General features: G+C 65.9%; 9 protein-coding genes. 2 read left to right on the top strand and 7 right to left on the bottom strand.

The window, feature by feature from the left end:
• Window positions 1-289: 289 nt before the first annotated feature.
• From AC5RWU_RS08005 to AC5RWU_RS07975, 7 genes are all read right to left on the bottom strand, one after another.
• Complete coding sequence (locus AC5RWU_RS08005) at window positions 290-496, bottom strand: hypothetical protein (RefSeq protein WP_494031753.1); 207 nt, start codon at window positions 494-496, stop codon at window positions 290-292.
• Window positions 497-515: 19 nt separating this feature from the next.
• Window positions 516-1,421, bottom strand: coding sequence for a bifunctional 5,10-methylenetetrahydrofolate dehydrogenase/5,10-methenyltetrahydrofolate cyclohydrolase (locus tag AC5RWU_RS08000; protein WP_494031752.1), 906 nt, complete (start codon window positions 1,419-1,421; stop codon window positions 516-518).
• Window positions 1,418-2,041 (bottom strand): cyclodeaminase/cyclohydrolase family protein, encoded by a 624-nt coding sequence (locus AC5RWU_RS07995; RefSeq protein ID WP_494031751.1) that lies wholly within the window; start codon window positions 2,039-2,041, stop codon window positions 1,418-1,420. Before AC5RWU_RS07995 ends, AC5RWU_RS08000 begins: the two co-directional genes overlap by 4 nt.
• A gap of 104 nt (window positions 2,042-2,145) precedes the next feature.
• Window positions 2,146-4,650, bottom strand: a complete 2,505-nt coding sequence (locus AC5RWU_RS07990; RefSeq protein WP_494031750.1) for a GcvT family protein — start codon at window positions 4,648-4,650, stop codon at window positions 2,146-2,148.
• 47 nt (window positions 4,651-4,697) lie between these two features.
• Window positions 4,698-5,618 carry a formyltetrahydrofolate deformylase gene (gene purU / locus AC5RWU_RS07985; protein ID WP_494031749.1) on the bottom strand — a complete coding sequence of 307 codons (921 nt, stop codon included), beginning with the start codon at window positions 5,616-5,618 and terminating at the stop codon, window positions 4,698-4,700.
• Between the two features lie 8 nt (window positions 5,619-5,626).
• Window positions 5,627-7,555: a BCCT family transporter gene (locus AC5RWU_RS07980; RefSeq protein WP_494031748.1), complete on the bottom strand. Its 1,929-nt coding sequence runs from the start codon at window positions 7,553-7,555 to the stop codon at window positions 5,627-5,629.
• Window positions 7,556-7,587: 32 nt separating this feature from the next.
• A complete protein-coding gene (locus AC5RWU_RS07975; RefSeq protein WP_494031747.1) occupies window positions 7,588-7,938 on the bottom strand; it encodes a bifunctional 3-phenylpropionate/cinnamic acid dioxygenase ferredoxin subunit in 351 nt (116 codons plus the stop codon).
• Between the two features lie 202 nt (window positions 7,939-8,140).
• On the opposite strand from AC5RWU_RS07975, the gene AC5RWU_RS07970 reads away from it, so the two are divergent.
• Window positions 8,141-9,361: an NAD(P)/FAD-dependent oxidoreductase gene (locus tag AC5RWU_RS07970; RefSeq protein WP_494031746.1), complete on the top strand. Its 1,221-nt coding sequence runs from the start codon at window positions 8,141-8,143 to the stop codon at window positions 9,359-9,361.
• 40 nt (window positions 9,362-9,401) lie between these two features.
• Window positions 9,402-10,601 (top strand): aromatic ring-hydroxylating oxygenase subunit alpha, encoded by a 1,200-nt coding sequence (locus AC5RWU_RS07965; protein ID WP_494031745.1) that lies wholly within the window; start codon window positions 9,402-9,404, stop codon window positions 10,599-10,601.

Below are 10,601 nucleotides of genomic sequence, written 5' to 3'. Positions count from 1 at the left end.
GCACCGGGAGAACGTGGCCCGCGAATCCAACACCCCCGGCTACAAGGCCATGTTCGTCCGGTTCATCCCGCACCGCGAAGAACCCCAGCTGAGCTGAATCGAAGAGTGAACTGAGCCAGCAGAACGGCGGTGGGGAATTTTCCCCACCGCCGTTCTGTGCTGCCCGTCCTCGCCTGTTGCCCGTCGACGTCGCGGGGAATCGCACTACTCCGCCCGCACGTACGGCGGCAGAAAGGAGGGCCGGGAAAAACCCGGCCCTCCTGCTCGATGTGGCTTGCTTACAGACCCCTCAAAAGGCGGCCAGCCGGCTGAGCTGGACCTCGTCCTTGCAGTGGTACAGCTTCCGGCCCATGCCGCGGTCCAGGTGCACCCAGATGACCGCAGCGTTGCTGCCGATCTGGTCGACCGTTCCCGTGGCCGAGTAAAAGCCGTCCCAGATCTCGATCTGGTCTCCAGGCCGCAGCTCGGCCCAGTGGGTAATGGCATTAGAAACCACGATGGCGTCCTTTCGTCTGCTACGGAACCGTCAGAAGGTCGCTGCTGTCCAGGTCCAGCGCACCCGGCCGCTCGTAGGATAGCGTCCTGCCAGCTGCCTGTACGGTGTGCTGCAGGATGAGGGCCGTCGTCACGGCACCTACGCCGCCGGGGACGGGGGACAGCGCCGAGGCGACTGTTCCGACGGAGACGGGTTCCACGTCACCGGCCAGCGTGCCGTCATCCAGCGCATTGGTGCCCACGTCGATGACCACAGCCTGATCTGCGATGTGCCTGGCCGTGAGCAGATGTGCCCGTCCCACAGCTGCAACAACGATGTCGGCAGCAGTGGTGTACTTTTCCAGCGGCATGGAGCGGGAATGGCAGATCGTCACTGTCGCATTCCGTTCCAGCAACAGATGCAGCAGTGGCTTGCCGACGACGACTGATCGTCCCACGACGGCGACCTGCTTTCCTTCCGTGCCGATTCCGTGATGGTCAAGGAGGGCAACAACGGCTTCGGCCGTGGCCGGAGCAAAGGCGTCCTGTCCTGCCGCGAGCCGGCCCAGCGACAGAGGGTTGGCACCGTCGACGTCCTTGCCGGGGGTGATATACGGAGTGAGTTCATAGGCGGGCACCCCTGCCGGCAGCGGCGTCTGGAGGATAATGCCGTGGACTGCGGGATCGTCGCTGAGGCCGCTCAGTGCCGACTTGATGGCCTCGGCGGAGGCATCCGGACCCAGATCGATAATGCTGCACAACAGTCCGGATCCGGCGGCCGCTCTGCTGATGGAGCGCACATACCATGCCGCGGATTCATCTTCGGTGGCCGCGACCACGGCCAGGTGCGGCTCAATGCAGGCGGCCCGCAGTTCTCTGACTTTTGCTTCCACATCGAGGCGCAGGCCGCGGGCGAGTTCGGTTCCGGTGAGGAGGGCAGCTGTCATTGGGTCATCAACTTCCGAACGTGGGCGGACAGGTTGCCACAGGCATCAACGGTTTCCCCGGCTGCGGAAATTTTCGCCTGGAGCCTTTCGACATAAGCGGGGTCCTTGATCCCGGCGAGATTGACTTCCAGATTCACCCGACCGGTTGCTGCCGCTGCCCTGGCTGCCTCCGCAGCTGCCGCAATGTCGCTGAGGACATTGCGGTTGGCGTAGCCGGCCAGTTCCTGGCCGAGCTCGACGATTTGCTGGGCAACTATGACCAGGTTCCAGGGCGGTACGGTGGCCTGCACCAGAGCTTCCTGGATGGCTGCGGTCCGTGCCTCTTTTTCGCCTGTTCCGTTCCGCGGCCGGGCGTAGGCGGCGATCACGGATTCGAAGGCCTGCTCGTCCTCGTCTGCCAGCCGCAGCGCCGTGGGAATCAGCTCGTCAACTGCCGAAAGCACACGCTGGACGTTATCGGCATGCACGGCGTATTTCTCGCCGGTCGTGAAGTTGGCGACCATGCCCACCAGCGCCGCGGCCTGCGCGGCGGACACTGCGGCGGCTGCTCCGCCGCCGGGAGTGGGCGACTGGGAGGCCAGCCGCTGAAGATACCTATCAAGTCTTTCTTCGCTGATCATGCAGGTTTCCCATCCGTTGAGATTAGGCGTTGAGATCAAGAGGGCATGGAAAGCAGCGGGGCGGCCCGCAAGGTGTGCGGACCGTCCCGCTGACTTTCGTCGTGTCAGCCGCGCAGGCGCTCCATGTTCGGATCCACCAGCGGCTCCGGCGTCACCGTTGCCGGAACGCGGCGACCGAAGTACTCGATTTCCACGCCGTCGCCTTCCTCGAGGAAGGCCGGCAGCCAGGCGTAGGCGATGGGTTTGCACACGGTGTAGCCGTAGGCGGCGCTGGTGACGTAGCCAGCCGGCGCGCCGTTGACGTACACAGGTTCCTTGCCCAGCACCACCGAGGTGCCGTCGTCGACCGTCAGGCAGCGCAGGCGCTTGGCTGCCGGCTGTTCCCGCCTCGCCGCCAGGGCCTCGGCGCCAACGTAGCCGGTCTTGTCCTTGCTCACGGAGAAGCCGAGTCCGGCTTGGTAGGGATCGTGCTCAGGAGTCACATCCGTGCCCCAGAGCCGGTAGCCCTTCTCCAGCCGCAGGCTGTTGAAGGCCCCGCGTCCGGCGGCGATGATTCCGAACTCCCGGCCCGCTTCAAACAGCAGATCCCAGAGCCGAAGCCCGTTCTCGGCCGTCGTGTACAGCTCCCAGCCCAGCTCTCCCACGTAGGACAGCCGCATGGCCGTCACCGGGATGCCGCCGATCCGCACCTGCTTGGTCCGGAAGTAGCGCAGGCCGTCATTGCTGTAGTCGTCGCTGCTGACCTTGCCGATGACCTCGCGTGCCAGCGGCCCCCAGAGGCCGATGCAGCAGGTGGAGCCGGTGATGTCCCGCACCTGCACCCACTGGCTGACCTCGGCCGCCGTCTGCCTGCGGGCCTCCACCCGGAAGTAGTCGAAGTCGATGTTGCCGTTGACGCCCACCTGGAAGGTGTCCTCGTCGAGTCTGGCGATGGTGATATCGCTGCGGACACCGCCGTCGTCGGCCAGCAGCAGGCAGTAGGTGACCGCACCGGGCTTCTTGTCGATCTTCCCGGTGCTCAGTCGCTGCAGCAGCGCCAGCGCGCCGGGCCCGGAGACTTCCAGCCGCTTCAGCGGCGTCATGTCATAAAGTGCGACGGCGGTGCGCGTCTTCCAGGCTTCGGCGGCGGAGATGGGGGAGTGGAACTGCGCGGCCCAGGCCTCCCGCTCCGGCGCCTGCCATTCGGCGGGCAGGTCCTTCAGCAGCTGCCGGTTGGCCTCGAACCAGTGCGGCCGCTCCCAGCCGCCGGACTCCAGGAAGAATGCGCCGAGTTCCTTCTGCCGGTTGTTGAAGGGGCTGACCCGCAGATCGCGAGGGGAGACGCGCGGCTGCAGCGGGTGCAGCACGTCGTAGATCTCCACGAAGTTCTGCTGCGAGGTTTCGCTGACGTAGCTTTCGGCGGTCTGGATTTCCTCGAAGCGCGAGACCTCGCATTCGTGCAGGCTTGTGCGGGAATGCCCCTCGATCAGCAGTTCGGCCACTGCCCGGGCCACCCCCGCGGAATGGGTGACCCAGACGGCCTCGGCCAGGTAGAAGCCTTCGACGTCGGGTGACTCGCCGATGAGCGGGCCGCCGTCGGGGGTGAAGGAGAAGATGCCGTTGAAGCCGTCCTCGATCTGCGTGGCGCGCAGCGCCGGCAGCAGTTCGCGGCTGTCCTCCCAGGAGGGCAGGAAGTCCTCTTCGGTGAATTCCAGCCGGGAGGGCATGCGGTGGTCGGACATCTGCTCCGCCGTGTACTCCGGCAGGTTGTCGAGGTCCACCGGCATGGGACGGTGCGCGTAGGAGCCGATGCCGATCCGGTCCCCGTGCTCGCGGTAGTACAGGTCCTTGTCCTGGTGCCGCAGGATGGGCAGCTGGGCCGCCTGGGACGGATCCAGCGGGTAGGCGTGCTCGTTCTTGCCGACCAGCTCGGGGACCGGCGTCGTCTTGACGTACTGGTGCGCCAGCGGCAGCAGCGGTACCGGCATGCCCACCATCGCGCCGATCTTCGGGCCCCAGAATCCCGCGCAGGAAACCACGATGTCGGCGGGAATCACGCCGTCCGGCGTGCGGACGCCGGTCACCTTGCCACCGGCCTGTTCGACGCCGGTCACCGGTGTCGAGCCCAGAAAGGTAACCCCGGCGGCGCTGGCCTTGCGGATCAGCAGCTGGACGGCGCGGGCTGCAGAGGCCAGGCCGTCGGTGGGAACGTACAGGCCGCCGAGGACATTGTCCCGGTTGAGCATCGGCCAGAGCTTCTCGCACTCGTCCGGATCGATCAGCCGTCCCTCAATGCCCCAGGATGTGGCGTAGCCCAGCTTGCGCTTGAGGTCCTGCAGCCGGGTCTCGGTGGTGGCTAGTTCCAGCCCACCCAGCTGCCGGAAGCAGGACACCCCGTCCTCGCTCAGCGAGAGCAGTTTGCTGACGGTGTAGCTGGCGAATTCCGTCATGGTCTTGGACGGGTTGGTCTGGAAGACCAGGCCCGGGGCGTGCGAGGTTGAGCCGCCGGCCAGGTGCAGCGGCCCCTGTTCGACGACGGTCACGTCGGTCCAGCCGCGGGTGGCCAGTTCATCGGCCAGGTTGGCGCCGACAATGCCGGCGCCGATGATGACGACGCGTGGTGTGCTCATGCTCAGATCTCCTGAAAGTTCGGGTGAAAGCGTGGGTTCGCGGGCAGTTAGCGGAAGACGACGGTCCGGGTGTTGTTGAGCAGCACGCGGTGCTCGCTGTGCCATTTGACCGCGCGGGAAAGAGCCAGGGCTTCGGCGTCACGGCCCACCGTCACCAGCGACTCCGGGTCCAGGCTGTGGTCCACCCGGAAGACCTCCTGTTCGATAATCGGGCCCTCGTCCAGGTCTGCGGTGACGTAGTGGGCGGTGGCGCCGACCAGCTTCACGCCGCGGTCGTAGGCCTGGTGGTACGGCTTGGCGCCCTTGAAGCCGGGCAGGAACGAGTGGTGGATGTTGATGGCGCGCCCGCGCAAGGTCCGGCACAGTCCGTCGGACAGGACCTGCATATACCGGGCCAGCACCACCAGGTCCGCGCTGTACTCCTCGACCAGCTCCAGCAGCCGGCGCTCGGCCTCCGGCTTGGTCTGCGCGGTGACCGGAACGTGGATGAAGGGCAGTCCGGCGGCCTCCGCCATGGGCCGCAGGTCTTCATGGTTGGACACGACGACGGCGATGTCCGCGCCCAGGCTGCCGGCACGCCAGCGGAAAATCAGGTCGTTGAGGCAGTGGCCGAACTTCGACACCATGACCAGCAACCGCTGCGGTTTGGCGTCGTGGAAGTCGAAGGTCATGCCGAAACCGGCGGCCACGGCAGCGAACTGGGCGGTGAGGGTTTCGGGGGTGAAACCGTTCCCGCCTTCGCCGGAACTGTCACCGGCACCACCGGGCCGGAACGCGGTCCGCAGGAAGAGGGTGCCGCTGACGTGGTCATCGAACTGCTTGTGCTCGACGATGTCGAAGCCGCGTTCAGCCAGGAAGCTGGTGACGGCGTGGACGATGCCGGGCCGCTCGGGACAGGCCAGGGTCAGGGCGAAGGGGGCGGCCGCCCGGGTGGTGGGGGCCAGCTCCTCGCGGGTCAGGATAGTCATAGTGTTTTTCACCTCGAGGTTGAAGGGCACGGTTTATCCCCGGCACAGTGGTCGTCGCATTCGTGCTTGGTTACCAGGTCGAACTGGGCTCCGCCGTGCTGGTCCACGCCGGACCGGATCGCCCGCTCCACCACCGAGTCCGCCAGCCGCTTTCGCAGCGCCAGCGGGTCGCGGCGCAGGTCGCGGGTCAGGGCGAAGCACATCAGGAACATGACCAGGACAAAGGGCACCGCGGAGATGATCGTGATCCGCTGCAGCCCGGAGAGGGCTTCAGCGGGCTGGTCCCCGCCGGCCAGGAGCATAACCGCCGCGACGGCTCCGGTGAGGACGCCCCAGAAGATGACCACCCGGCGTCGTGGTTCTTCGGTTCCGTGGGAGCTGAGGGAGCCCATCACGATCGAGGCGGAGTCCGCGCCGGTGACGAAGAAGATGCCGGTCAGGACCATGGCCAGGACCGCCACCGCCGCGGCGATCACGTTTGGCAGGGACAGGTTCTGCAGCAGGTCGAAGAGGGCGCCTTCAGTGGAGATGGAGGGAACGCCGTCGACCATCTGGACCAGACCGTCCGAGGTGTCTTCGGTGGCGTCGGCCTGTTGCTGGACGCCGAAGGCGGCGCCGCCGAAGATGGCGAACCAGATGACGCTGACGATGCTGGGAATCAGCAGGACGCCGGTGACGAACTGCCGGATGGTCCGGCCCCGGCTGATGCGGGCGATGAACATGCCCACGAATGGGCTCCAGGAGACCCACCAGGCCCAGTAGAAGATGGTCCAGCCGGAGAGCCATTCGCGCATGGCCTCGTTACCGACGGCCTCGGTGCGCGAGGCCATGTCCGCCAGGTCGCGGGCGTAGTCGCCGACAGCGGCCGGAATCAGGTTGAGGATGAACAGCGTGGGCCCGGCGACGAAGACGATCAGCGCCAGCACCACCGCCATCACCATGTTGATGTTGGCCAGCCACTGGATGCCGCGCTTGATGCCGGAGACGGCGGAGGCGACGAAGCACGTGGTCAGGACCGCGATGATGACCACCAGGACCGGGGTGGCCAGCTGGCCGACCCAGCCGTTGGCCTGCAGGCCGCTGCCGATCTGGAGTGCGCCCAGGCCCAGCGACGCGGCGGAGCCGAACAGAGTGGCGAAGATGGCCAGGATGTCGATGACTTTCCCGCCGGGCCCGTCCGTTATTTTCCTGCCGAAGAGCGAGGTGAACACCGAGGAGATCAGCTGCCTGCGTCCCAGCCGGAACGTCCCGTACGCCATGGCAATACCGACGACGGCGTACATCGCCCAGGGATGCAGGCTCCAGTGGAAGATGGAGGTGGCCAGGGCCGTCTGGATGGCAGCCGGTGTCTGGCCGTCGACCGTACCGGGCGGCGGTGAAATGTAGTGGTACAGGGGTTCGGCCACGCCGTAGAACATCAGGCCGATGCCCATGCCGGCGCAGAACATCATGGCGATCCAGGAAACCGTCCGGAATTCGGGCTTTTCGCCGTCCCGGCCAAGCGGAATGTTGCCGAAGCGGCCGAGTGCCAACCAGAGCACGAAGATCACGAACAGCGAGGCAAGGGTCACGAAGACCCAGCCGGTGTTCTTGGTGACCCAGCCGAGCGCATTGGTGGAGGTGGTGGACAGGCTGTCCGTACCGGCGAAGCCCCAGACGACGAAGGCCAGGGCCATGATGCCGGTGACGCCGAAGATGACCTTGTCCACGCGGGCGTTCCGCGGGCCGGCCACGGCGCCATTGCCGTGGTCCGCCGTCCGCTCGGCGGTTTTTTGCTCGGAGGCGTTCTGTCGCAGTACTTCGAGGATTGCGGTGTCGGGATCGGCCGGATCCTGCCCGGTGAAGGCCTCCAGCTCCTGGTCGACTTCCGATGCATCCATGGCGGCGTCCAGTTCGTCGTTTCCGTCCTGGATCGTTGTGTCGCTGTTGATGGCCATGCGCTGTTCCTTCGCTTGGACGGGTCCGTTGCTTAGACGTGTCCGTCGACCGTTAGGCCGGGTGGCAGGTTGGGAGCCGCGTCGGACTCCTTGATCATGATGTCGCCGTCGATGACGGTGACCTCATGGACACGGACCGGAAGCTTGGCCGGCGGGGCGTCGACTTCTCCGGTCCGCAGGTTGAACTTCGATGCATGAAGGGGGCATTCCACTTCGCAGCCTTCGACCCAGCCGTCCGCCAGGGATGCGTCCTGGTGGGTGCAGGTGTCATCGATGGCGAAGAGTTCGCCGTCCTCCGTATGGAACACGGCGATCGGCGGTGATGTGTCGAGCCGCAGCGCGTCTCCGGCAGCGAGTTCACTCAGTGGGCATGCCTTGTGCATCGGAAAACCTCGTTTCGCCTTGCTGTTCCGTAATGATCAACCTTGATCACACTATGCAACAGAGTGATCCAGTTCACTTGCACTTGTCAAGGAATTTCAGGGGGCCAGCTTTGTCCTTGACAAGAAGTGTGAGGGGGGTCACCCTGTTGCATATAACGCTACTTGTTGCGTCTGTCGCAATTCACGAGAAGAGGAGGTGGCGATGCAGACACTAGCCATCGTGGGAGCGTCCCTCGCCGGCATTTCCGCTGCGCGCGCAGCCCGCGCGCAGGGCTACACCGGCCGGCTGCTGATCATCGGCGATGAGCTGCAGCGGCCGTATGACCGGCCGCCGCTGTCCAAGGAATTCCTGGCCGGCAAGATCGGTGTTAACGATCTGTCCCTGGAAACCTGGGACGGCGAGGCCGGGGATGATCCGCTGCGGGCGGAATGGCTGCTGGGCGTGCGCGCAACCGCATTCGATTCGGCCACCCGGACCATCACCCTCGGCGACGGGCGCACGCTCCGGGCTGACGGCGTCGTTATTGCCACCGGTGCATCGGCGCGGACCCTGCCCGAGCTGGCGGGGCTGGCCAACGTCTTCACGCTGCGCACGCTGGCCGACGCCCAGGCGCTGGCGCCGGAGCTGGCGCCGGGTGGCCGGCTGGTGGTCGTGGGGGCAGGATTCATCGGAGCGGAGGTGGCGTCCACGGCCAAGGAGCTGGGGATGGATGTCACCGTGATCGGCGCGGATGCGGTGCCGCTCAGCGGCCCGCTGGGGACCGAAATGGGCGCGGTCATTGCCCGGCTGCATGAACTCAACGGCGTCGAACTGATCTGCGGCGCGCGGATAGATGCCTTCTACAGCTGCGAAGGGAATGTCACCGGAATCAGGCTCGACGGCGGCCGTTACCTGCCTGCCGACGTCGTCCTGGTGGGGATCGGCGCGGAGCCGAATGTCGGCTGGCTGGCAGGTTCCGGCGTCGAGGTTGCCGCCGAGGCACCCGGGGGAGTGCTGTGCGATGCCGCGGGGCGCACCAGCGTGCCGGGAGTGGTGGCGGTCGGCGACTGCGCCGCCTGGCTCGACCCGCGCTCGGGCCGCCACCACCGGATCGAACACTGGAGCGGTGCCTCGGAGCGGCCGGCGCTCGCCGTGGCGGCGCTGCTGAATGCTGACGAGCCGGAGAAGCCGGTGAACCTGCCGTATTTCTGGTCCGACCAGTACGGCGTGAAGCTGCAGTTCGCCGGCCACGCCCGCGATGCCGAACGCGTGGAGATCGAAGCAGGCAGCACCGACGAACACAGTTTCCTTGCCGTGTACTACAAGGGCGGCGAGCCCGTCGGCGTCCTGGGCGCGAACCAGCCGCGGCTTTTCACCAAGTGGCGCCGCAGGCTGAACCTGGCCCACCACGAGGCCGCGCTTGGCGCGTCCGCAGTTTCCTGAACGCATTCCACCGATTCGCACCGTTCCTGAAGGAGTCAAGATGACCGCTGAGATTATTTCCGAAAGCCTGATTTCCACCCTGCCCGGCCACACCTATGTGGACGAGGGGATCTTCCGCGCCGAGCAGGAGCGCATCTTCGAGCAGATGTGGTTCTGCGCAGTCCGCTCCTCCGACCTGAACAAGCCCGGCGCCTACAAGACCGTGCAGATCGGCCGGGAGAGCGTGCTGATCAACCGCACCCGCAAGGGCGAAATCCGGGCCTTCTACAACATCTGCCGCCACCGCGGGGTGAAGCTGTGCATGGAGGAATCGGGCGAAGCCAACCGCTCCTTCCAGTGCCCCTACCACGCCTGGACCTACGACTTCGAGGGCAAGCTCATCGCCGCGCCCAACCTGACAAAGATGCCGGACATCGACCGCAACGAATACGGGCTGGCCAAGGTCCACATCCGTGAATACATGGGGTATGTGTGGGTCTGCCTAGCGGACGAGCCGCCGTCGTTCGAGGAAGACGTCATGGGTGCCATCGAGGAGCGCCTGGGCGACTTGAAGGCCATCGAGGGCTACGACGTCGCCAACCTCAGTGTTGGCCGGCGGATCAAGTACGACGTCAAGGCCAACTGGAAGCTCATCATTGAGAACTTCATGGAGTGCTACCACTGCGCCACCATCCATCCGGAGCTGACCGAGGTGCTGCCCGAATTTGCCGACGGCCTGGCCGCCCAGTACTTCGTGGGCCACGGCGCCGAGTTCGGTGAGGAGATCAAGGGCTTCACCATCGACGGGTCCGAGGGCCTGGACGTGATTCCCGGTGTGGGCGAGGACCAGGACCGCCGCTACTACGCCATCACCATCAAGCCAACCGTCTTCGTGAACCTGGTCCCGGACCACGTGATCATCCACCGGATGTTCCCGCTTGCCGCGGACCACACCATCGTGGAGTGCGACTGGCTGTACCTGCCGAGCGTGGTGGAAAGCGGCAAGGACCTGGACGCGTCCGTGGAACTGTTCCACCGCGTGAACATGCAGGACTTTGACGCCTGCGAACGCTGCCAGCCGGCCATGGGGTCCAAGGTCTACACCAAGGGCGGCGTGCTGGTGCCCAGCGAGCACCACATCGGCGCCTTCCATGACTGGGTCAACAGCAAGGTGGGTGACGTGAACCCCTCCGGCACGGCAGTCCTGGGTCTCACCGCGGATACGCCCCCGCTCGAGGAGCGGGCTCAGCGCATCCAGTAA

This window comes from Arthrobacter sp. B0427-1-12 (assembly GCF_059092905.1).
Note: the sequence above shows the minus strand (reverse complement) of the source record. Positions and strands in the feature narration are given on the sequence as shown.

Bases quoted from the DNA above. Each gene is read 5' to 3' on its own strand.
- AC5RWU_RS08000 (WP_494031752.1), bottom strand. From the start codon at position 1,421: ATGACAGCTGCCCTCCTCACCGGAACCGAACTCGCCCGCGGCCTGCGC.
- AC5RWU_RS07995 (WP_494031751.1), bottom strand. From the start codon at position 2,041: ATGATCAGCGAAGAAAGACTTGATAGGTATCTTCAGCGGCTGGCCTCC.
- AC5RWU_RS07990 (WP_494031750.1), bottom strand. From the start codon at position 4,650: ATGAGCACACCACGCGTCGTCATCATCGGCGCCGGCATTGTCGGCGCC.
- purU (WP_494031749.1), bottom strand. From the start codon at position 5,618: ATGACTATCCTGACCCGCGAGGAGCTGGCCCCCACCACCCGGGCGGCC.
- AC5RWU_RS07980 (WP_494031748.1), bottom strand. From the start codon at position 7,555: ATGGCCATCAACAGCGACACAACGATCCAGGACGGAAACGACGAACTG.
- AC5RWU_RS07975 (WP_494031747.1), bottom strand. From the start codon at position 7,938: ATGCACAAGGCATGCCCACTGAGTGAACTCGCTGCCGGAGACGCGCTG.
- AC5RWU_RS07970 (WP_494031746.1), top strand. From the start codon at position 8,141: ATGCAGACACTAGCCATCGTGGGAGCGTCCCTCGCCGGCATTTCCGCT.
- AC5RWU_RS07965 (WP_494031745.1), top strand. From the start codon at position 9,402: ATGACCGCTGAGATTATTTCCGAAAGCCTGATTTCCACCCTGCCCGGC.